General features: G+C 40.2%; 22 protein-coding genes. 5 read left to right on the forward strand and 17 right to left on the reverse strand.

Going from position 1 to position 21493, the window contains the following annotated elements; genetic code table 11:
* Positions 1–60 precede the first annotated feature (60 nt).
* The 6 genes from ccsB to AJGP001_RS10500 all read right to left on the reverse strand — a co-directional run bounded on the left by ccsB (position 61) and on the right by AJGP001_RS10500 (position 5892).
* Complete coding sequence (ccsB, locus tag AJGP001_RS10475) at positions 61–1245, reverse strand: c-type cytochrome biogenesis protein CcsB (RefSeq protein WP_078080518.1); 1185 nt, start codon at positions 1243–1245, stop codon at positions 61–63.
* On the reverse strand, positions 1242–2900 hold the full coding sequence (locus tag AJGP001_RS10480; protein WP_071154500.1) for a cytochrome c biogenesis ResB family protein: 1659 nt from the start codon (positions 2898–2900) through the stop codon (positions 1242–1244). The genes ccsB and AJGP001_RS10480 overlap by 4 nt, the downstream gene beginning before the upstream one ends.
* A 13-nt stretch (positions 2901–2913) precedes the next feature.
* Positions 2914–3474, reverse strand: a complete 561-nt coding sequence (gene resA, locus AJGP001_RS10485) for a thiol-disulfide oxidoreductase ResA (RefSeq protein WP_058385014.1) — start codon at positions 3472–3474, stop codon at positions 2914–2916.
* A gap of 91 nt (positions 3475–3565) precedes the next feature.
* On the reverse strand, positions 3566–4297 hold the full coding sequence (locus AJGP001_RS10490) for a pseudouridine synthase (RefSeq protein ID WP_058385013.1): 732 nt from the start codon (positions 4295–4297) through the stop codon (positions 3566–3568).
* Positions 4298–4550: 253 nt separating this feature from the next.
* Positions 4551–5141, reverse strand: a complete 591-nt coding sequence (scpB, locus tag AJGP001_RS10495; RefSeq protein WP_058385012.1) for an SMC-Scp complex subunit ScpB — start codon at positions 5139–5141, stop codon at positions 4551–4553.
* Positions 5119–5892, reverse strand: a complete 774-nt coding sequence (locus tag AJGP001_RS10500; protein WP_071154501.1) for a segregation/condensation protein A — start codon at positions 5890–5892, stop codon at positions 5119–5121. The genes scpB and AJGP001_RS10500 overlap by 23 nt, the downstream gene beginning before the upstream one ends.
* Positions 5893–5975: 83 nt before the next feature.
* On the opposite strand from AJGP001_RS10500, the gene AJGP001_RS10505 reads away from it, so the two are divergent.
* Positions 5976–6476 carry a DUF309 domain-containing protein gene (locus AJGP001_RS10505; RefSeq protein ID WP_071154502.1) on the forward strand — a complete coding sequence of 167 codons (501 nt, stop codon included), beginning with the start codon at positions 5976–5978 and terminating at the stop codon, positions 6474–6476.
* A 1-nt stretch (position 6477) separates the two neighbouring features.
* Here AJGP001_RS10505 and AJGP001_RS10510 read toward each other — a convergent pair whose 3' ends face one another.
* The 7 genes from AJGP001_RS10510 to AJGP001_RS10540 all read right to left on the reverse strand — a co-directional run bounded on the left by AJGP001_RS10510 (position 6478) and on the right by AJGP001_RS10540 (position 13208).
* Positions 6478–6837 carry a GNAT family N-acetyltransferase gene (locus AJGP001_RS10510; RefSeq protein WP_058385009.1) on the reverse strand — a complete coding sequence of 120 codons (360 nt, stop codon included), beginning with the start codon at positions 6835–6837 and terminating at the stop codon, positions 6478–6480.
* Positions 6838–7017: 180 nt separating this feature from the next.
* A complete protein-coding gene (gene lysA / locus AJGP001_RS10515; protein ID WP_071154503.1) occupies positions 7018–8340 on the reverse strand; it encodes a diaminopimelate decarboxylase in 1323 nt (440 codons plus the stop codon).
* A 145-nt stretch (positions 8341–8485) separates the two neighbouring features.
* Positions 8486–9790, reverse strand: a complete 1305-nt coding sequence (locus tag AJGP001_RS10520; protein ID WP_071154504.1) for a pyrimidine-nucleoside phosphorylase — start codon at positions 9788–9790, stop codon at positions 8486–8488.
* A gap of 48 nt (positions 9791–9838) precedes the next feature.
* Positions 9839–11026: a phosphopentomutase gene (gene deoB, locus AJGP001_RS10525; RefSeq protein ID WP_071154505.1), complete on the reverse strand. Its 1188-nt coding sequence runs from the start codon at positions 11024–11026 to the stop codon at positions 9839–9841.
* Between the two features lie 67 nt (positions 11027–11093).
* Positions 11094–11996, reverse strand: a complete 903-nt coding sequence (xerD, locus tag AJGP001_RS10530; RefSeq protein WP_071154506.1) for a site-specific tyrosine recombinase XerD — start codon at positions 11994–11996, stop codon at positions 11094–11096.
* 94 nt (positions 11997–12090) lie between these two features.
* Positions 12091–12552 (reverse strand): ferric iron uptake transcriptional regulator, encoded by a 462-nt coding sequence (fur, locus tag AJGP001_RS10535; protein ID WP_008430965.1) that lies wholly within the window; start codon positions 12550–12552, stop codon positions 12091–12093.
* A 104-nt stretch (positions 12553–12656) separates the two neighbouring features.
* The gene (locus AJGP001_RS10540; protein WP_071154507.1) at positions 12657–13208 is read right to left on the reverse strand and encodes an NUDIX hydrolase; all 552 of its coding nucleotides are present in this window, start codon (positions 13206–13208) and stop codon (positions 12657–12659) included.
* A gap of 79 nt (positions 13209–13287) precedes the next feature.
* Here AJGP001_RS10540 and AJGP001_RS10545 point away from each other — a divergent pair, with 79 nt between their 5' ends.
* Complete coding sequence (locus AJGP001_RS10545) at positions 13288–14190, forward strand: aldo/keto reductase (protein ID WP_071154508.1); 903 nt, start codon at positions 13288–13290, stop codon at positions 14188–14190.
* A gap of 494 nt (positions 14191–14684) precedes the next feature.
* Entirely contained in the window at positions 14685–17108 is a 2424-nt protein-coding gene (locus AJGP001_RS10550; protein WP_071154509.1) for an S-layer homology domain-containing protein, read from the forward strand.
* Between the two features lie 215 nt (positions 17109–17323).
* Here the strand turns inward: AJGP001_RS10550 and AJGP001_RS10555 are convergent, their stop codons facing one another.
* Together AJGP001_RS10555 and AJGP001_RS10560 are read right to left on the reverse strand one after the other, a co-directional pair.
* The gene (locus tag AJGP001_RS10555; protein ID WP_058385001.1) at positions 17324–17533 is read right to left on the reverse strand and encodes a DUF3886 domain-containing protein; all 210 of its coding nucleotides are present in this window, start codon (positions 17531–17533) and stop codon (positions 17324–17326) included.
* Positions 17534–17546: 13 nt separating this feature from the next.
* Positions 17547–18731, reverse strand: a complete 1185-nt coding sequence (locus tag AJGP001_RS10560) for an acetyl-CoA C-acetyltransferase (RefSeq protein WP_071154510.1) — start codon at positions 18729–18731, stop codon at positions 17547–17549.
* An 81-nt stretch (positions 18732–18812) separates the two neighbouring features.
* Between AJGP001_RS10560 and AJGP001_RS10565 the strand changes: the two genes are divergently transcribed.
* Together AJGP001_RS10565 and AJGP001_RS10570 are read left to right on the forward strand one after the other, a co-directional pair.
* A complete protein-coding gene (locus AJGP001_RS10565) occupies positions 18813–19712 on the forward strand; it encodes a hydroxymethylglutaryl-CoA lyase (RefSeq protein WP_078080519.1) in 900 nt (299 codons plus the stop codon).
* A 12-nt stretch (positions 19713–19724) separates the two neighbouring features.
* Positions 19725–20666, forward strand: coding sequence for an alpha/beta hydrolase (locus tag AJGP001_RS10570; protein WP_078080520.1), 942 nt, complete (start codon positions 19725–19727; stop codon positions 20664–20666).
* Between the two features lie 67 nt (positions 20667–20733).
* Here the strand turns inward: AJGP001_RS10570 and AJGP001_RS10575 are convergent, their stop codons facing one another.
* Positions 20734–21015: a hypothetical protein gene (locus AJGP001_RS10575; RefSeq protein WP_071154511.1), complete on the reverse strand. Its 282-nt coding sequence runs from the start codon at positions 21013–21015 to the stop codon at positions 20734–20736.
* A gap of 130 nt (positions 21016–21145) precedes the next feature.
* Positions 21146–21388: a YneF family protein gene (locus tag AJGP001_RS10580; RefSeq protein WP_071154512.1), complete on the reverse strand. Its 243-nt coding sequence runs from the start codon at positions 21386–21388 to the stop codon at positions 21146–21148.
* Positions 21389–21493: the final 105 nt, after the last annotated feature.

Below are 21493 nucleotides of genomic sequence, written 5' to 3' on the forward strand. Positions count from 1 at the left end.
ACGCTCTAATTTACCTAATAAATAAAAAGCCTTTTCCGTTTCCGGAAAAGGCCTATCTGTTTATGCGTAAGAATGTAACCCGGCAATTATTAAGTTGACTGCTACCAAGTTGAACATGATGATCACAAAGCCAATAACAGCCAGCCATGCAGACTTCTCACCTTGCCATCCTTTACCTAAACGCAAGTGCAAGTATGCTGCATAGAATAACCAAGTGATCAATGCCCATACTTCTTTCGGGTCCCAGCCCCAGAAACGTGACCAAGCAATTTGTGCCCAAATCATGGCGAATATTAAGGCACCTAGGGTGAAGACTGGAAATCCGATAATTACGGCGCGGTAACCAATTTCATCCATCAGCTGCAGATTAACATTTTTAACGAATGGTTTCAGAATTGCAGCAATACGCTTTCTGAAAACCAGACGAATCAACCAATAAAGAACTGTCCCGACCATCACTGACCAAAGAACAGTCGTCAGTTTTGCAGCATCAACAATGGCGGGCGTTTCGATTAGTGGTGTCATCGCATCGTCTGTTAACGCTTCGTATTCATTCATACCAAAAATAGGTGGCATTGTATATGTGATCGCAGCTTCTTTAGCTTCTTTATCTACATAATTAAATTCTGCTTCATAGCCTGTAACAGAAAAGAACGAACTAGCTAATACAAAACCAAGTACTAATACTAGTGAGTACATAATTGCTTCAAGCCAAAAGCGTTGCTTAGATTTCTTCGTAAGGTCTACTACCTTTAATAGGTAAATTAGACCTGCCGCGGCACTAATAGCTAAAATTCCTTCTGCAATAACAACCGTGCTGACATGAATTGCCAACCAGTTTGTTTGCAGGGCTGGAATAAGTGGGCTAACTTCACTCGGGAACATACTAGCAAATGCGATGATCAGTAAAGCAACAGGCAGTACGATCATACCAAGAACCGGCGTTCTGTAGAGGAAGTACAAAATGACAAATCCACCAACTAAAGTCATACCGAAAGCAGTTGTAAATTCAAACATATTGCTTAGCGGTGCATGGCCAGTTGCGCCCCATCTAGTAAAGAAATAGCCTAGATTGGCAGCAAAACCGATAAGGGTAATAATAATCGCAACATTGCCCCATCGTTTTTCCGATTTAAATGTTCCCTCTTTATTGCCTTTAACTGCTCCACCAAAAACGAATGTTGCAATTAGATAAGCAATAAATGCTACATATAATAGGTTTGAACTTATATCAGCTAATGTCATGACAATATTTCACCTTCCTTTTCCGCTTTCTCTGTTTGGTCGATTTCATCTTGCTGATCTGTGTAAGCAGGCAATGATGCATACTCAACAACTTGATCAAGATCTTTCTTTAAGCCGAACCAGTTTTTATTGGTATGACCCGCAAGCAAGATCGTGCCATCCGCTTTCTGTTGAATCCAGAAACGTCGATGGTTAAAGTACATCCCTTGTGCCACACCAATCATGAAGATCAAACCGCCAAGACCAAGAATCGGCAAAGTGCTATCTTTCCGAACTGTAAGACCCGATACATCACGCGTTTCAACACTTTGGAAAGTCAGTTTAAAGTCATTTTCACCTAATGGTTCTACTGTATTTTGAATCGTAATAAAACTTGTTTCTGCTTCTGGTGTTTCAGGAGTAGTCAATTTCACCAAGAAGCCAGGATTATTCGGCAATGGTGTTGCCGTTTGTGGTTCACCGTTTTCAAAGCCTGAAAAATCTGGGTAGTAACCAAGTAGTTCAACAGTCGAACCACCTTCAAGTTCGTAATTTTTTTCCGGATCAATCAAATCAATGGTCAGTTCACCAAGCGATTCTTCTGTTTTTTTGTTAGTCAAAGCAAATGTCATTGTTTTCAATTCATCCAAACGGTAATCCATTTGGTAAATCGCATAGCCATCGAATTTTAAAGGCTGGTTGACACGAATCGGAAATTCTTTAACAACCTCCTGGCTATCAGCTGCTCCAGGCAATGCATCTTCTTTCTTCTGATACAAAATAACATCCGTTTGATAGTTTTTCGCTACCGTACCTACACGGTCTAAGGCTTCACCGAAAATTTCTTCTTCGCCTTCACCTGAATAAGTTTCAAGTTCGAAGTTTTCGCTTTCTAGGTAATAGCCTGGCACTTCAGGAATGGCTCTAGTTTCACCTTCACGCAGCCATAAACTCTCATCGATATAAAAACCAGGAATCATGCGCAACATAACACCAAACAAAAAGATAATTAGTCCAATGTGATTGACGTACGGACCCCATCTGGAATAACGGCCTTTTTCAGCCAGCAATCCATTTTTATCCGTACGAACATTGTACTTTAACTCTTTTAACTTTGTTTCAGCTTTTTGTAGCGTGTCCTCTGAACCAAGTCCCTCAGCGTAAATACGCTGTTTTTCCATAAAACTTGGATGACGCAGAACACGCTGTTTTTTTAGTGATTTATAAAGCGGGACAAAACGGTCTAAGCTAGCAATTACTAAAGAAATAGCAAGCATGCCTACTAAGGCGATAAACCAATAAGAACTGTATAAGTCATGAAATCCAAGAGCATGATAAACCCGCCCTATACTGCCATAAGTATCTGCGTAATAATCCTTTATTGTTGCTTCCGTATTTGCCGGAACAAACGCTTGCTGCGGCAGAATCGTACCAATTGCTGCTGCTACCAGCAAGATAACAATAATACTGACGCCCACTTTAACACTTGAAAAGAAGTTCCAAATTTTGTCAATAATAGATTTGTTATACGTTTGTGAACGTCTTGCCGTTCCTTCATAACGCATGTCCACCAGTTTGCTCTTTTGATCTTTTTCAGTCAAAGACCGCCCGCACGATTCACAAAGTTTCGTACCCGGCGGATTTACATGACCGCATTGACATTGCAAATTCTCCATCCCAAAAATCTCCTTAGTCAGGTTTAATTTCTTCCATAAACCCTTCAATATCCTGTTCGGTCATTTCACCTGTAATGATGCGCTGAATATTTCCTTCCGGATTAACAAGCACTGTAGTTGGCAATGGCCTGATGTTATAGGCCGTCATCACACTTTTTGTTTTATCAATCACTACTGGAAAAGACAAGCCGTATTGATCCGCAAAAGATTGGACTTCAAAATCCGATTGAGCAATGTTTACTGCAAGCACTTGAACGCCTTGGTCTGAAAAGACATCAAATTGCCGATCCATAGCTGGCATTTCTTTCGCACACGGTTTGCACCACGTACCCCAGAAATTCAAAAAGACACCTTGACCTTCATAATCTGATAATTTGTGATTATTGCCTTCAAGATCTACTAAAGCAAAATCAGGAGCTTTATCACCGACTTTAAGTACACTGACATCTTCAGCTGTTGCACTGTTGTAGATGGTATAACCTATAGCAGCTATTAAAATCGCCAAAATTGCCGTTCTCATCACAGCTCGCCTTTGCTTCTTGTTGTTGTTTTTCTTCTTTCCTTGCTCATCCATGCTTGTTCCTCCTTCGAGGTATATTAGACAAACCTAATTATAACAAAGTTTAAACAGTCACAAGTCTGGAGTTTTGAAGGGTTTGTGAACGTTAGACGCGTTTGCCTGTATCCGCTAATACACGCAATAATTTGACTTCATGCGAAGAAAGTTCACGTGATTCACCAGCATTCAAGCCGTGTAGAGTTAGAAAAGCAAACTGCTCACGACTCAGTTTCTGAACTGGGAATCCAATTGCTTCAAACATTCTACGGACTTGGCGGTTTCTTCCTTCATGGATGGTAATTTGCACGATTGCTTTACCTGTCTTTTTATCACCAGACAGTAGCTTTACTCTAGCAGGTGCTGTCATGCCATCTTCTAGTTTGATGCCACGTTCTAGTTTTTTCAAATCGTCTCTTTCTGGAATCCCTTTTAAGCGAGCTACATACGTTTTATCAATTTCGAACTTTGGATGTGTCAGCATATTGGCAAATTCGCCATCGTTCGTCATGATCAGTAAACCAGATGTATCATAATCTAAACGCCCGACTGGGTATATCCGTTTTTCAATATCCGTGAAAAAATCTGTGACGACTTTCCGATTTTTATCATCAGAAACAGCGGAAATGACACCGCGTGGCTTATACAGCAAATAATAGACCTTCTGCTCTTTTTCAAGCTGAACGCCTTCTACTTCGATCTTATCTGAACTTGAAACTTTTACGCCAAGTTCTTTAATTGTTTTTCCATTGACTCTTACTTTGCCGTCCAAAATCAATTGTTCTGATTTACGTCTTGATGCTACGCCTGCGTGTGCAAGTACTTTCTGTAATCTTTCCATAAATAAGTTCACCTCATTAGTATTTTTTTCGAAAAGCGTACGCGCCTGATGAACACAGGTGCTGCGGCCAAACAAGCGAAAAACGGAAATGTGTCTCGTTTCTTGTTTAACCGAGCCAAGCACTGCAAATGTATTACAATAACTCGATATGCCGTTCGTTCCTCTCGGAATTATGTCACATTTTCTGTAAAAGCGGAAGCGCTAAGCTCAAAAGAAAAGAAGACTGTCAATAACACAGCCTTCTAGAACAACCTTACACTTTTACTTCTTCTTTAAAGGCTTCTTGAAAATTTGTCATAAAAAGATCCGTATCTTCATCCAAATCATTTGCTGCTTCTTCAGGTAATGGTGGAAGTTCGTCTAAACTTTTTAATCCAAAATAATTTAAAAACTCGCTTGTCGTTCCGTATAAAATGGCACGACCGGTTCCTTCTACACGTCCTGCTTCTTGAACAAGTCCTTTAGCAGTTAACGTTTGAAGAGCTTTTTCGCTTTTCACTCCGCGTAAGTCTTCTACTTCAACTCGTGTAATAGGTTGCTTATAAGCAATTATCGCTAATACTTCTAACGAAGCTTGAGACAATGCTTGGACCGTCGGATTTTCCACTAACTTTTGAATTGTCTCAGCTACTTCTGGTTTAGTGACAAGTTGAAAGACACCTGCTAATTCCTTAAGGGCAATGCCACTGACAGAAGCGTCATAGCGTGAATGCAATTCACTAATTCCCGCTTGCAACTCTTCATTGCTCACTTCTGTTAAAAATTGAAGCTGTTTTAATGTTAGGCCATCATCTCCTGCCACAAAAAGCAGTGCCTCTATTTTACTCGAAAGATTCGTCTTCATATTCCCACTTGTCCTTTCTGAGCTCCACCATCAAATCCGTGAAATTCATTTGTTGCTCTACTGCAATGACTTGACGTTTCATCAACTCTAAAATTGATAAGAACGATACCACCAATACAGTCTTATCATTTGATGGAAATAAATCATTAAAAGACGTACGACCTTTTGACAATTTTAATTGGTCGACAATAGCTGTCATTTGTTGTTTGATGGAAATTTCCTGACGAGTGATGCGCGCAGACAAAGGCGATTTTAGCTGTTTCCGACGCAGCATCTTCTGAAAAGCCCCAAGCATATCATACGCATTCACATCAAGATCAACTTGCTCACCGGGAATAGTTGCTTGTATTTCCGACAAATCCATTGGGGCTTTCGTATAGATGGCGGAACGATTACTTTCTAACTCTCTTAAATTCGAGGAAGCATCTTTGAATTTACGGTATTCTACAAGTCGCGATACCAATTCTTCTCGTGGGTCCTGCTCATCAAAGTCATACTCTACTTCATCGAGCTCTCCCTCATGCACTGGCAGTAAGGTTTTACTCTTAATCGCAATCAAAGTTGCCGCCATAACAAGATACTCACTCGCTTCATTCAATTCTAGAACTTGCATCGCACGTATGTGTTCCATATACTGTGAAGTAATCTGTGAAACAGGAATATCGTAAATATCAATTTCCAAACGGTGGATTAAATGCAATAATAAATCAAGAGGACCTTCAAAGGCCTCCACTTTCACTTCGTAAGACATTACTATACCACCTGACTGTTTAAATACTCATCTATCCCAGTTAATGGGCAATTATTCTTTATTATAGTAGAAAGGGGATCAAAATGCATCCACTTCACCATCCGCTGTTTATTCAGTATATTATTAATTTTAATCAAGAAAAAGATTTTTTCGAATGCCATGAAGTCGGAGAAGATTATTGGAAGTCTGTTGCCCCGAAAGACAAATTACATCCCTTGACTGGCTGGATTCAATTAGCAGTCGGCATGTACCATTGGCGAAGAAGCAATTATCCCGGTGCACTGCGGTCGTTTATCCGCGCCAAGGTAAAGCTTTCTGCAGGAGGAGTTTGGGTTGACGGCGTTGATCATGAAAAGCTAATCGGTATTTTAACCGATTCGATTAAAGCTGTCACAGAACGCAAGCCTTTTGTCGCACAAGACATTCCTATTATTTCAGAAAATCTAAAACAAGCAGTAGAATCCTATCGTTTAGAAAATCCGCTAACGCTGCAAGATCCTTATTTCCTCATGCATAAGCATAGACTTCGTGACCGATCTTCAATCATTAGTTTACGCGAACAAAAAAAAAGGCGAAACCTTTAAATTAAAGGTCGCCTTTTTTTTCTGGACATTTTTTGAGAAACGCATCTGTTTCTTCCGTTGAAAGCATTTCTCGATCTTGCATTATACGCTGGATTTTGCCTATCATTTCACGACCGATTCCTTCTCCGCGATGAGAAGGATTCACGGATATGTGATGGATGGTGAAAGTTTCTTCGCTAACTTCCACACCTAATAGCCCGACAAAATCATCCTCTTTTTTCCAAAGGAACAATTGCCAATCGGGGTTTTCCTCGTAAATATGCATCGTTTGTTGAAGCTTTTTTAACTCTCGTTCTTTCGGCATGAACGACATAAGCCCCATAGCAATTTTTTCGAATGATTTCTTATATCTGAATAACATAATTAAATCCCTCATTTTCGTCTAAAAGCGGCTTTTACCATATTACTATAGATCTCTTGATAACTCAAGAGAGCCTTCTTTATCCGCTAATGACATTTTCTGCAAAAAAGATCCAGTAAATAATCCCCCACGCCATCGCCATCGCTAGAATAAAAAGCAGTAAGAACAGGTTCCCTTTTTTCATCTTTGGACAGCCTTTTGAGAATAAGGTAAGTCTTGTTTGATCAAATCATCATTCGTTTCACGTTTTACAACGAGTTGATGATTGCCGTTTTCAACAAATACAACAGCTGGTCGTGCAATGCGATTGTAATTGCTTGCCATTGAATAACCATAAGCTCCTGTGCAGAAAACACTTAAAAGGTCTCCTGCTTCTACTAGTGGCAATTCAGCCTGTTCGATAAGTTTATCTCCTGACTCACAACATTTCCCAGCAATTGTGTATTGCTCGGTCGCAGCCGCATTTGCTTTATTAGCAAGGAGCGAACTGTATTTCGCTCCGTACAAAGCAGGACGAATATTATCGGACATTCCTCCGTCAACCGCAGCGTATTTCCGCGTTCCTGGAACTTCTTTTGTTGATCCAATCGTATAAAGCGTCGTTCCGGCATCTCCAATCAAGGAACGGCCTGGTTCAATCCAAATTTCAGGAATCGGATAACCCAATGCTTCAGAAGTTTGTTTCACGGTTTCAATCATTTTACTGACATAGACAGCTGGTTCAAGGGGTTGATCTTCTGCAGTATAGCGAATACCAAAGCCGCCACCTAAATTTAATACGGCACATGTATAATCGAATTGCTGTTGCCATCCAGCCATTTTTCGCAGTAATTTTTCAGAAGCTAACTGAAATGCACTCGTATCAAAAATTTGTGAACCAATATGACAATGTAGACCCATTAGATTCAAATATTGGTGATTATAGGTTTGCTCGAATGCCTCGTCAGCTTGACCATTTTTCAAATCAAAACCGAATTTCGAGTCTTCTTGTCCGGTCGTGATGTAGTCATGTGTGTGAGCTTCAATGCCTGGAGTAACACGCAACAAAATATTCATTGATTGCTTGGTTTGCTCGGAAAGTCTCTTTAATAAGTCGATTTCATAAAAGTTATCGACTACAATGCAACCGATTCCTACTTGAAACGCCATCTGCAATTCTTCCAGGCTTTTGTTGTTGCCGTGAAAATGAATTTTTTCAACCGGAAATCCCGCCTTGACCGCTGTGTATAATTCTCCAGCAGAAACCACGTCTAGTGACAGATTTTCTTCTGCTGCCACTTGATAGATTGCAACCGTCGAAAAAGCTTTACTGGCGTAAGCGACTTGATAGCCAATTCCGGCATCTATAAAGGTTTGTTGGAACGCTCTAGCGCGTTTACGGAATAATTGAATGTCGTAAACATAAAGTGGTGTGCCGTAATTCTCAGCTAACGCCACTGAATCGGTCCCACCGATCGTCAAATGACCTTGCTCATTAATTGTTTGTGTGCCATATAAATGCAAAAAAAGCGCCTCCTTATGATGTGTTATTAAAAGAGTTTAAGAAGAAAGAGCAGAATTATCCCCTACTATTCACTAAAAAATCTCTCTTCTAGTTTCACTTATGTATATGAAAAATCTTGCTGAGCAATTACCCAGCAAGATTTTGTCAATCGGTTATCAAAGCTGAAATCAGTTTGATTTTTTCAACCGGTCTACTTGTATATTCGATACTATTATATATCATTTTAGAACATTCTGCGAGCTCTTCTGTATTTGAATAAATTGTAGCAATGGCCTCGCCAGTTTTTACAAAGTCTCCAACTTTCTTATGAAGAACAATGCCAACAGCTAAATCGATAACCGATTCTTTTGTTGCTCTGCCTGCACCTAACACCATAGCCGCTGTGCCGATTTCGTCCGCTTCCATAAATGAAATATAACCTTCTTCTTTAGAGGGAACTTCTGTTATAAATTTAGCTTGTGGCAATAATGTGACATCATCCACCACCGCTGGATTTCCGCCTTGATCCTCAATAAATTGCTTGAGAACTTCCAAAGCTTGCCCGTTTTCAATTACTTTTTCCAGCATCGTACGTGCTTCTTCTAAGGTTGCGGCTTTACCACCAACGACAACCATTTGACTGCCTAGTACCATACACAGTTCGGTTAAATCTTCCGGACCTTTACCTTGTAATGTTTCGATTGCTTCTTTAACTTCTAACGCATTACCAATCGCAAATCCAAGAGGTTGGCTCATATCAGAAATAATCGCCATTGTTTTTCTGCCTGTTGCATTGCCAATTCCAACCATCGCATGCGCTAGTTCTTTAGCGTCTTCAGGCGTTTTCATGAACGCACCTTCGCCCGTTTTAACGTCTAAAACGATTGCATCTGCTCCTGCTGCAATTTTCTTACTCATAATCGAGCTTGCTATTAGCGGTATGCTGTTAACGGTTCCCGTTACATCACGCAGTGCGTACATTTTTTTATCTGCTGGAGTCAAGTTACCACTTTGTCCAATTACCGCTAGTTTATGGTCATTTACTTGTTTGATAAAATCTTCTGTTGAAAGTTCAACATGAAAACCATCGATTGCTTCTAGCTTATCTATCGTTCCACCCGTATGACCTAGACCACGACCACTCATTTTTGCAACTGGAACGCCACATGCCGCAACTAAAGGTCCAAGGACCAATGTTGTCGTGTCTCCCACTCCGCCGGTAGAGTGCTTATCCACTTTAATGCCTTCGATTGCTGATAAATCGATTTGGTCGCCTGACTCTGCCATCGCCATTGTTAAATCTGCGCGTTCACGCTCTGTCATGTTTTGAAAATAAACTGCCATTAGAAAAGCGCTCATTTGGTAATCAGCGATGTCTCCATTTGTATAGCCCGTGATGATGAACGTAATTTCTTCAGTCGATAATTCGTTGCCGTCTCGTTTTTTTTCAATCAGGTCTACCATTCTCATGAATATTACCGCCTTCTCCATTTAGTTTTCATTTCAAATAAAACATACTTAACCATTTAATCGAGACAAAAAACTTTTTCCGAATTTAGGCATATCCACCGAAAAGTTCTCCGCAATGGTTGCGCCAATGTCTGCAAATGTCTTTCCTGTTTCAAGCTCTTGACCACCGCTAAAACGTGGTGAATAAGCTAAAAGTGGCACATACTCACGCGTATGATCTGTACCAGGGAATGTCGGGTCGTTGCCGTGATCTGCAGTAAGGATTAACAAATCATCTTGCTGCATGTTTTCCAATACTTCTGGAAGACGCACATCAAAAGCTTCTAACGCCTCCCCGTAACCTTGAGGATTTCTTCTATGTCCATAAAGTGCGTCAAAATCCACAAGATTTAAAAAGCTTAATCCATGAAAATCTTCTTTAACGACTTTCACTAGTTTATCCATGCCGTCCATATTGTCTTTTGTGCGAATTGCTTTTGTGACACCTGCACCGTTGTAAATATCATCGATTTTTCCGATGGCAATAACATCTTTGCCACCATCTTTTAATTCGTTCATCACCGTACGGTCAAATGGTGCTAAAGCATAGTCATGGCGATTTGATGTCCGTTTAAATGCTCCAGGCTCTCCAAGAAATGGGCGCGCAATAATACGACCTACTAAATATTCGGGTGCTAATGTCAATTCACGTGCAATTTCACAAATCTGATACAGTTCTTCTAAAGGAACAATTTCTTCGTGAGCTGCGATTTGCAATACAGGATCTGCAGATGTGTAAACAATAATTGCGCCTGTTTCCATATGCTGTTGACCCAGCTCGTCTAAAATTTCAGTGCCACTTGCTGGTTTGTTGCCGATTACTTTACGACCTGTCTTTTCTTCAAGTTGCTGAATTAACTCTTCTGGGAAACCGTTCGGATATACTTTAAACGGGGTATCAATGTTCAACCCCATGATTTCCCAATGCCCTGTCATTGTATCTTTTCCAACAGAAGCTTCTTGTAATTTGCCATAATAAGCAGCTGGCGAATCTACGTGTGCAAGCCCTTTCACGGGCACGATATTGCCGAGACCTAACTTTTCCATGTTCGGCATTATTAATCCGCCTACAGTTTCTGCAATGTGTCCGAGTGTGTCTGATCCTTTATCACCGTATGCTTCAGCGTCATGCGCTTCTCCAATGCCTACCGAATCTAATACTACTAAGTGAACGCGTTTAAATGGTTGGGTCGTCATAAGTATTCCTCCTTATTTTGCTTTTAGTTTACCACACTCTGCCTTCTCGTCGGAAGTCAGACCTATTTTATGCGCGTGGATGGAATTGAGAATAAACGTCTTTCAATCGCGTCTTACTAACATGTGTATAAATTTGAGTGGTAGAAATATCTGCATGTCCAAGCATTTCTTGAACTGCACGAATATCTGCTCCATTTTCCAGTAAATGCGTAGCAAAAGAATGGCGCAACGTATGCGGCGTTAACTCTTTTTGTATACCCGCTTTTTGTGCATGCTGCTTTAATAGTTTCCAAAACCCTTGACGAGTCAAGCGTTTACCTCGTTGGTTAATAAACATCGCATCGGTCTTTTCTCCACTCTTCAGTAAGTCGAGGCGACCTGTTTCCAAATACGTCTGACAAGATGTTAAAGCAGATTTCCCTAAAGGAATAATCCGTTCTTTGCCGCCTTTTCCAGTACAGCGAACAAATCCCATCGTCAAGTGAATATCTTCTACATCTAAATTGATGCATTCACTAATACGCATTCCACTGGCGTATAATAATTCCAACATCGCTTGGTCCCGTAATCCATTTGCTTTATTTGTTGCAGGTGCCTGTATGAGGGCATCCACTTCTTCAACAGACAGGATATTCGGCAGTTTCTTATCCATTTGGGGCATCTCTAGGTGAACAGTTGGATCGGTTTCGACAATTCGTTCACGAATTAAGAATTGGTGGAAAGAACGAATAGACGAAATATGGCGCGCTACTGTTCGCGGCGTTTTGGTTGTTTCTTTCAAATGACGTAAATGATTCACTATATGTACTCGTTCAATGTTGCTTAAGGATTGTAACTGCTCTACTTCTTTCAAATATTGAAGATAGACGTTAAGATCTCTCCTATAAGATGTTAATGTATTATCTGCTAGTTGTCTTTCAACTCGCAGAAAATGCACGTAATCGTGGAGTGCATCTTTACCAAAATTCATCCGTCTGCCTCCTTTATGTTTTGTATTTAAGGCAATCAGTCCCGTTTTTCCATACAAAAAGGACGGCCTACATGGGCCGTCCTCTAGGCATCTGTTATTCTGATGGATTTTGAGAGTTGCTGTCATTGCAGCGCCAGCAGATGCCATGGAAAGTAAGACGGTGGTCTTTGATTTGGAAATTCCAACGTTTCTCTACTATGTTCTCCACATCTTCTAGGAGATCTTCCTGTATCTCATCTACTGCTCCGCATTCTAGGCAGACAAGGTGATGATGGAAATGCGCTGCGCCTTCTTGACGCAGGTCATAACGCGACACGCCATCGCCAAAGTTTATTTTGTCGACAATTTTCAGTTCTGTTAAAAGTTCTAATGTCCGGTATACAGTTGCCAATCCGATTTCCGGTGCAATGTCTTTCACTAAAAGATAGACGTCTTCTGCACTTAAGTGGTCTTCTTCATGATCCAACAAAACTCGAACTGTCGCTTCCCGCTGTGGCGTCAATTTGTAACTCGCAGCGTGTAGTTGTTTTTTTATCCGATCAATTCTGGTTTCCATGCGACGCCCTCCCTCAAACTGCCTCTATTATATCAAAAGGGAGTTCTCAATTACAACAATACTATTCACCCTTTAATTATAATCGTTATAAAGAGATAATGGTTTCAATTCTCAATTAACAAATGTTGCTTTGCCCATAAGACCGCGAATGCTGTTTTAGCATCATAAATTCGTTCGTCCGCAACCATTTGTTCTGCTTCTTCGATCGTTACTGCCATTAGTTCCACAAATTCATCGTCATCCAAAACCGCTCCATTTGTTGCTTTACTCAATCCTTGGGCTGCAAACAAATGAATAATTTCGTCGGCAAATCCTGGAGAAGTGGCGAAAGTTTGTATTTTCACCAACTTTTCAGCCGTGTAGCCTGTTTCTTCTTCCAATTCGCGCATTGCGGTAGTTTCAGGAGCTTCTCCTGGTTCTAACTTACCTGCTGGAATTTCCACAAGAGATCGTTCCAACGCTTTTCGGTATTGTTCAACCATAATGATTTTTTTGTCCGTTGTAATTGCGATAATAGCGACAGCACCAGGATGTTCAATCAGTTCTCTTTTTGAGGTGTGACCATTCGGAAGTGACACATCATCAACTTTTAAATTAATAATTTTCCCTTCGTATAACCGATTAGAATGGATCGTTTTTTCTTCAAATTTTTTCATGGGAATCCTCTTTTCATTTGTGGTTTCTCTGAAAGAAAGTATACCATATTAGATACGACAGACTAAACGAGGTGGAGAGATGAAGAAAAATTTATTAGGTACGAGCGGGATTAGAACAAGTGAAATTGGATTCGGCTGCATGTCTTTGCCAACAGACGTGAAAAAAGCAAGCCTGATCGTTGATGAAGCGATTGCTCAAGGTATTAATTATTTTGATACTGCGGATTTATATGACAAAGGAGTCAACGAAGAAATTGTGGGCAGCGTATTAACGCATCACCGAAAAGAAATCATCTTAGCTACTAAGGTTGGAAACGAGTGGAACAACCAAACAGGTGAGGTTAAATGGAACCCCACCAAGTCTTATCTTAAAAAACAAATTCATACGAGTCTGAAGCGCTTGCAGACAGATTATATTGATGTGTATCAATTACACGGTGGCATGATCACCGATGACGTTGAAGAAACCATTGAAGCTTTTGAAGAATTAAAAAAAGAAGGGTTGATTCGCGCTTATGGTATTTCTTCGATACGTCCAAATGTAATCAACCAATTTCTTGAGAAAAGCGACATTGCCTCCATCATGATGCAATATAGTTTACTAGATCGTCGCCCTGAAGAATTGCTGGACAGCATTGGTCAAGTTGGAACATCAGTCGTTACTCGCGGCACTTTAGCAAAAGGCTTGTTGACTGGCGAAGGACTCCAACGGGCTGGTAAAATGGACGGCTATTTGAACTATAATGCAACCGAATTGAAAGACACTTTAGAAAATCTGCTGGCAGTTCATGACAATCTCCATGCTTTAGCGCTGCATAGCATATTGCAGCACGACACGATCAGTTCAGTAGTGGTAGGCGCTAGTTCAGCAGACCAGATTAAAGCAACCATCAACGCATACGAAACTTTGGTTTCACCCGAGCAAATTTCACAAGCAAAAACATTGACACGGCAAGATATTTACCAAGAACATAGAAAATAGTTAGTTTTTTGCAATTGAAGACTTCAAAATTTTATGATATTGCCACTATACAAATACTTAGAAAAAAATTCAAAAAAATTAGGCGTAGATTGCCCTTGCAAAAGAGCAATCTATGCCTTTTTGCGTTATTTCAATTTTTTTAGCGGGAAAAAACTCCAAAATACTTAATGTTCTTTATCGCGGAAAGCTATACTCCTGTAAAAACACTAGGTTTTAGTACGACTTTATATAGCAATCCCAAATTTTATAAAAACATTTTTTTAAAATCCTAATCCTCTTTTTAATGAATAGCTTTGACTTGTTTATTAAATTTTCTAAATATATGGAAAATTAAGTTGTTTTTATTTTATTTTTTGTTATTATGAATAAATAGGTTCACTAATCATATTTAAAAAGAATAGTTATTCCTATAACCAAAGTACTTTATACTCATTTTTCAAGGAAACTTGAAAAGTTTATATAGCAAGGACAACACCAATTAAGGAGGATGAAATATGATAAAAAAGATTTTCACTACTACAGCCGTTTTAGCTTTAGTTTTAACAAATGCTCCATTAGCAACATTAGCAGCAACTAGCTTGGAAGAACCAACGAATGTTAAACCGTCTGACTACGCAACAGATGTCAGCTTAAATCCCACTTTGGAAGCAATCGTTAAAGATTCTACCGGTGCTGGCATTAAAACGGTTGATTTTAAAAAAGGATATAAATATGACTTTGCCAACAGTAAGACGATGTCGGGCTTCACAAACGATACCGCTGACAATCCAATTTCTGTTGGCATTCAAACCGGTGCAATACCTTTAACGAAAGGACAAATTGATGCCATCTCAGCTAATGATGGCAAAACAACCGTTACAAAAAGTAGCAAAGGCTTTCCTTCACAACGCTTTGTCGTTGATGTATCCAAAGATTTAGCAACAGGCAATGCAATAGAGCTCTACTGGGAAGGTAAAACATTATCAAGTGGTTTGGCCAACTTATCTGCATGGGACTATAAAGCCGGCACCTGGATTGCTTTAAATCAAGCACAAGGAAATTCCAAAGGACAAGAAATTATCCTATCAGCTGAAATTGATAAAGAACGATTTGTAAAAGATGGCAAAGTTCAAGCTATGGTCCATGACTCTGGGACTGTGACAAATTCTAAAGAAGAAGACTTTACGATGTTGTGGTTTACAGATACTCAGTACTATGCAGAAGATTATCCTAAAGTCTGGACTTCCATGACTGATTGGATGATTAAAGAATTTAATAAAGGAACGTTTGAATATGCAATGCATACTGGAGATCTTGTTAACCAATACGATAAAATCGAACAATGGGAAGTAGCGAAAACCAACTTAAACCGAATGGATGCTGCCAACATTCCCTATGGCGTACTCGCTGGAAACCGAGATGTTATGCCTGATCGAACACAAAAAATTTATGATTATACGCGCTTTGGTGAATATGCTGGTGTAAATCGCTTTAAAGACAACGCTTGGTTTGGTGAAGCAATGAACGAACAAAATCAAAATCATTATGATTTATTTTCATTCGGAGATCATGACTTCATCATGCTCTATCTCGGGTACGGAAAAGATGGAACAACTGAAACTGTCAATTGGGCTAACAAAGTACTTAAGCAATACGCTAATCGAAACGCCATTCTTGGTATGCACGAAAATATCAACTCCGTGGCACAGTATGCAACCGAGTCTGCAAGGATTATTAACCGAGAAGTAGTTAATCCCAACAAAAACGTTAAAATGGTTCTTAGCGGCCACCACCACGGGTCAAATTACCGTGTGAAAAAAGTACCGAATGAAGATGGTACGAGTCGCGAACTATTGGAAGTATTAGGTAACTACCAAGGGAATCTCGCTCCAGATCGTGGAGATGGTTATTTACGTTTACTTACATTTGATCCGACTGATGAAACACTTGATTTCGTTTCGTATTCTCCTTATCTTGAAGATACTAATTTCGATCAATTTGATCCTGATAAAGAAAGCTTTACGGCGAATTTTGATTTGGCCGATGTAAAAGCTAAAGAAAATCCAAGACAAATTGAAACAGATTACTTGGCTGTTAATATCTTCACCAATCAATCAATTGGGCAAGATAAAGAGTTGAAATCAGGCGAGAAAGCTTCTGTCGAATGGAAAAACCTTAGCAAAAACACAAACTATCAATGGTATATGAACATGACTAACAGCAATGGAGAAAGCGAAAATTCAACGATTTATCAATTTACAACAGGCGCTAAAGATCCTAGTCCTAATCCAGACCCAACGCCTAATCCAGACCCAACACCTAATCCAGACCCAACACCTAATCCAGACCCAACACCTAATCCAGACCCAACGCCTAATCCGGACCCAACGCCTAATCCGGACCCAACACCTAATCCGGATCCAACTGGATTTACAGATGTACCAGATCGATATTCACTATCAGTAAACTACCTTCTATCAAAAGGCATTACAAAAGGATTAACACCGACCAAATTCGGCACAGACATGACGATTAAACGCGTTGATGCAGCCGTCATGTTAGCTAAAGCATTAAATCTTAAGACAACGGACATAAAAAAATCTAAATTTACAGATGTTCCTGAACGAGCTGCAAAATATATAGATGCTTTAAAAGCAGCTTCGATTATTAATGGTAAATCGGAAACTACGTTCGGTTCAGATTTAGACATCACGCGAGGCGAAACAGCTATAATATTGAAAAACGCCTATGAGTTAGAAGCCAGTAAAAACGGGACACATTTTACTGACGTATCTGACAGGTATGAGAAATCTGTTGCTGCTCTAGTAGAATATGAAATTACTAAAGGCCTAACAGCAACTAAGTTTGGGACAGAAAGTTCGCTGAAGCGTGGAGAATTTGCGATTTTCCTTTACAACGTTAATCATCTAGAGGATTAGGTCGCGTATATAAGACGCTAGTTTATTGCTTAAAACTGAAATAGCACACCCGCTAGCTGCTCTTATCATTAAGAGCAACTAGGCGAGTGTGCTATTTTTCTTTTAAAAACTTGCATTTTCAGTATCTTTATTTAAGCAGCGCTTATTGATATCTTCACAAAATACCCTGCAAATCTAACTAGCCAACCCTATAACAAGTGGGTTGGCTAGTTAAATTAAAACTTGTTTCCTTTGTCTCCGTGACGTTCTAACAATTCGGCAAACGACAGGTTTTTTTCGCGTTCTTTCCGCTCAAATAAGCGACGTGCTTCTTTTTCTTCTTCTAGCGCCTGCTCTTCTTTGAGCAGTTCTTTTTTTGTTTCTTTTAGCCTTGACAACATGTCTTCTGAAAACATACTGTTAGATTCTTCTTTTCGTTTCGCCATCGATCTTCTCTCCTTATGCGCGTTTAATAATCGTCGCGATTCCCTGACCGCCACCGATGCAAAGCGTCGCAAGACCCGTCTTGGCATCGCGTTTGATCATTTCATGTAACAGTGTGACGAAAATACGTGTACCACTTGCACCAATCGGATGACCAATCGCAATTGCTCCCCCGTTAACATTTAGAATATCATGGTTAAATGCCAATTCGCGATCGACTGAAATCGACTGGGCCGCAAATGCTTCATTTGCTTCAATTAACTCGATATCCCCTAGAGACATGTCCGCTTTACTTAAAGCATTTTTCACAGCTTGAACAGGACCAATCCCCATAACAGATGGATCAACTCCTGCAGTGCCACTTGCTACGATTGTGGCAAGTGGTGTTAATCCTAATTCTTCTGCTTTTGCTTTTGACATAACTACAACTGCTGCTGCTCCGTCATTGATACCTGATGAGTTGCCAGCTGTTACACTGCCCTCTTTTTTAAATGCCGGACGTAACTTCGCTAGTTTTTCTTCATCAGAAGAGCTCTTGACGTATTCATCTGTTTTAAAGATGACTGGCTCTCCTTTACGTTGCGGAATTTCTACTGGCACGATTTCATCGTCGAATCGTCCTGATTCGATCGCTGCAGTAGCGCGCGCTTGTGAACGAGCTGCAAATTTATCCTGTTCTTCACGTGTAATTTCATAGCGATCGCACAAATTTTCTGCCGTAACACCCATATGATAATTATTGAATGCACAAGTCAACCCATCAACGAGCATACTATCAACTAACTTCTGATCGCCCATACGGAAACCACTGCGAGCGTTTTCCATCAAATAGGGTGCACGACTCATGTTCTCCATGCCACCTGCTACAACGATTTCTGCGTCTCCAGCATAAATTGCTTGAAAAGCCGATTGAATCGATTTTAATCCAGATCCGCACACTTTATTAATGGTCATAGCTGGTACACTTTCCGGTAGTCCTGCATGAACGGATGCTTGTCTTGCTGGATTTTGACCTAGTCCTGCCTGTAGTACATTCCCCATAATGACTTCAGAAACCTGATCTGATTGAATTCCTGCGCGTTCAATCGCTTCTTTAATCACAATTGCCCCTAATTGTGTAGCTGGAATGTCTTTGAGCGCCCCTTGAAACGAACCTACCGCTGTTCGGACAGCGCTTACAATAACAATTTCCTGTGACATTTACTTTTCCCCCTTGTTTGATTGTTTGCTAGTTGCTCTTTTATCCCTCTCCTCTATACAATGGAAAGTAGGGGGGATACTATGTTCAGTTTACCAAATAACGCAACGATTATCGAGGTTGGGCCGCGAGACGGTCTCCAAAACGAAGGGAATCTTGTTTCGACTGAAAATAAGCTCGAGTTTATAACCGCTCTGCAAAATGCTGGGATTCAAGAAATGGAGCTCACTTCATTTGTGTCACCAAAATGGGTACCTCAAATGGCAGACGCCAAAGAAATAGTCGCTCAGACAAAAAAAGTCGGTCGTCAGTTTGTACTAACACCCAATGAGCGAGGCGTTACTGCTGCACTTGAATCAGGCGCAACGTCTCTTGCTGTTTTTGTAGGTGTTTCCAATACATTTAATAAGAAAAATATTAATAAGACAACAGCAGAAAGTATGGCAGCGTTACAGCCATTAATTTATGACTTAAAAAAACAAGGGATTTTTGTACGCGCTTGTATTTCAACTGCCTTCTATTGTCCATTTGAAGGGGCCATTGCTCCAGAAGCTACTTTATCGCTTTGCCGTCAGTTCGTGGAATGGGGAGTCGACGAACTAAGTGTTGCCGATACTATCGGCATGGCAACGCCAAAGGAAAGCTATGCTTTGTTCACTCAATTAGTGGAAGCTTTTCCGAATGTTTTAATGACTGCGCATTTTCACGATACTCGTAGAATGGCATTAGCCAATATCACAGCGGCTCTTCAAGCAGGGGTAACCCGCTTTGACTCTTCTGCAGGTGGTTTAGGCGGTTGCCCTTTCGCACCAGGAGCTACTGGCAATGTCGCAACAGAAGATGTTGTGAATATGCTTCATCAAATGGCTATTCACACTGGAATTGATTTGGATCTTCTGTGCAAAGCTATTGAAAAAATTGAGCCACACGTAACGAATCCCGTAACGACTGGTATGTATACATTGTATAAAAATAAGGGATAAGGGGTTTCTGCGATGAAAAAAAGATTGCTTTGGACTTCTGCTATCATTTCCAGTATTTTGACTGCTTCGGCTACCACTGCCGGATTAATTGCCAGCAACCGCTTAATGTATGTAAAGAAAAAAGACGATCAGCAAATTTTAGAAAGAGAAACGACCGCAAAACGTTACGACGAAGTTTGGTACGCTAATGTACCAAAAAGTGAGCGATGGATCGAATCCAAAAATGGCTATCCCATCAAAGCTATTTTCTTGGAACCACATGATACCAACCGCTTTGTTATCATTTGTCATGGTGTCACTGAATCAAAAGTCAATTCTTTTAGATTTGCACGGATGTTCGAGCGATTAGGGTTTAACTCGGTTGTCTATGATCATCGGCGCCACGGTGACTCTGGAGGAAAAACGACTAGCTTTGGGCATTTTGAAAAAATCGATTTAAAGGCTGTCGTAGATGCATTAAAGCTGCATGTAGGTGAAGATTTGTTTTTCGGGATACACGGTGAATCCATGGGAGCCGCAACAACACTTCTTTACGGAGGTTTGGAAGATACTGCAGATTTTTATATTTCAGATTGTGCGTATTCCGATATTTATGAACAGGTGCTCCATGTTATGAGAACGACAACACCGCTTCGCACGACATTAGCTTTGCGGCTTGCAAGTCTTTTTTTAAAAATACGTGATGGCTATTCCATCGCTAGTGTATCACCGCGGGAAACCATTAAGAACATAAAAAAACCTATTCTTTTTATCCATAGCATTCACGATGACTTTGTTTTGCCGAAAATGAGTGAAGAACTTTTTGCATTAAAGCAGGGACCAAAACAATTAAAACTGTTTTCAGAAGGGGCACATGCACAGTCTTTCAATAAAAATCCTGAGGAATACGAAGAAACAGTCGCCAAATTTCTAATGAACTACGACTTGCTAACACCCACATATAATGAAGCGTAGCCAATACCAGAGGATACTGCCCCCTCTTTCGAAATCTAATAAAAAGCACTCCGCGGAGTGCTTTTTATTAGATTTCTTTCTTTTTGTTCAGGATGAGCTTCATGCCAGCTTCCCCTTCTACGCCGATGAACAATTCGGTAATGGGGCCGCTTTTCACAATACCGGTAACATGCAGCTCAATCGTAGCCAGTTCATAATCCGTCATATCCTTTACTAACTCCTGTATCTTATCCAATGATAGCGGAAACGCTTTTTTTATATTGGCGCTTTCCAAATGAAAATTCCCAGCCTCCTTATCATCTTCTTCAATAACCGGCAAGTAAAACATCAACTCTTCACGTTCATCCACTTGCAACGCCTCCTCTATTTTTAATCTCTAGATTGCAGTAGACATGGTGTCTTCTAACTACAATACCCGTTTCTCTTCAAGTTAATGAACAAATGAAGACAAATAAAAAAAGCACTCCGAAGAGTACTTTTTATTTTTTAGCTGGTTTGCCAGGTTTCGTTGACGCTTTATTCATTTGAGTCATCATTTGATTGATTTTTTTCTGAGACGGTTTTTGTCCCATTTGCATCATCATGATTCGTAGCATTTCTTCGTTGATTGGTGGATTATCTTGCAAATACTTCATCATATAGCGACGTGCGATAAAGAATCCAAGTGCAACACCTGCGAGTAAAGCCACGATAACGATTACGATCCAGATCCATGTATCCATTCTTGTTACCTCCTTCGTGTTGCGTAAATAAGTAGTACACCACATTGGATTATACTATAAAAAAAGAATCGTGACTATAAGTAGCTAAATAATTAAAAAATGGAA

It is taken from the genome of Planococcus faecalis, assembly GCF_002009235.1.
Lineage (GTDB): Bacteria > Bacillota > Bacilli > Bacillales_A > Planococcaceae > Planococcus > Planococcus kocurii.

Bases quoted from the DNA above. Each gene is read 5' to 3' on its own strand.
- AJGP001_RS10565 (WP_078080519.1), top strand. From the start codon at position 18,813: ATGTTCAGTTTACCAAATAACGCAACGATTATCGAGGTTGGGCCGCGA.
- fur (WP_008430965.1), bottom strand. From the start codon at position 12,552: ATGGAAACCAGAATTGATCGGATAAAAAAACAACTACACGCTGCGAGT.
- AJGP001_RS10505 (WP_071154502.1), top strand. From the start codon at position 5,976: ATGCATCCACTTCACCATCCGCTGTTTATTCAGTATATTATTAATTTT.
- deoB (WP_071154505.1), bottom strand. From the start codon at position 11,026: ATGACGACCCAACCATTTAAACGCGTTCACTTAGTAGTATTAGATTCG.
- AJGP001_RS10570 (WP_078080520.1), top strand. From the start codon at position 19,725: ATGAAAAAAAGATTGCTTTGGACTTCTGCTATCATTTCCAGTATTTTG.
- scpB (WP_058385012.1), bottom strand. From the start codon at position 5,141: ATGAAGACGAATCTTTCGAGTAAAATAGAGGCACTGCTTTTTGTGGCA.
- AJGP001_RS10490 (WP_058385013.1), bottom strand. From the start codon at position 4,297: ATGGAAAGATTACAGAAAGTACTTGCACACGCAGGCGTAGCATCAAGA.
- AJGP001_RS10545 (WP_071154508.1), top strand. From the start codon at position 13,288: ATGAAGAAAAATTTATTAGGTACGAGCGGGATTAGAACAAGTGAAATT.
- AJGP001_RS10560 (WP_071154510.1), bottom strand. From the start codon at position 18,731: ATGTCACAGGAAATTGTTATTGTAAGCGCTGTCCGAACAGCGGTAGGT.
- AJGP001_RS10500 (WP_071154501.1), bottom strand. From the start codon at position 5,892: ATGTCTTACGAAGTGAAAGTGGAGGCCTTTGAAGGTCCTCTTGATTTA.
- AJGP001_RS10520 (WP_071154504.1), bottom strand. From the start codon at position 9,790: ATGAGAATGGTAGACCTGATTGAAAAAAAACGAGACGGCAACGAATTA.
- resA (WP_058385014.1), bottom strand. From the start codon at position 3,474: ATGGATGAGCAAGGAAAGAAGAAAAACAACAACAAGAAGCAAAGGCGA.
- xerD (WP_071154506.1), bottom strand. From the start codon at position 11,996: ATGAATTTTGGTAAAGATGCACTCCACGATTACGTGCATTTTCTGCGA.
- AJGP001_RS10510 (WP_058385009.1), bottom strand. From the start codon at position 6,837: ATGTTATTCAGATATAAGAAATCATTCGAAAAAATTGCTATGGGGCTT.
- AJGP001_RS10550 (WP_071154509.1), top strand. From the start codon at position 14,685: ATGATAAAAAAGATTTTCACTACTACAGCCGTTTTAGCTTTAGTTTTA.
- ccsB (WP_078080518.1), bottom strand. From the start codon at position 1,245: ATGACATTAGCTGATATAAGTTCAAACCTATTATATGTAGCATTTATT.
- AJGP001_RS10540 (WP_071154507.1), bottom strand. From the start codon at position 13,208: ATGAAAAAATTTGAAGAAAAAACGATCCATTCTAATCGGTTATACGAA.
- AJGP001_RS10480 (WP_071154500.1), bottom strand. From the start codon at position 2,900: ATGGAGAATTTGCAATGTCAATGCGGTCATGTAAATCCGCCGGGTACG.
- AJGP001_RS10555 (WP_058385001.1), bottom strand. From the start codon at position 17,533: ATGGCGAAACGAAAAGAAGAATCTAACAGTATGTTTTCAGAAGACATG.
- AJGP001_RS10580 (WP_071154512.1), bottom strand. From the start codon at position 21,388: ATGGATACATGGATCTGGATCGTAATCGTTATCGTGGCTTTACTCGCA.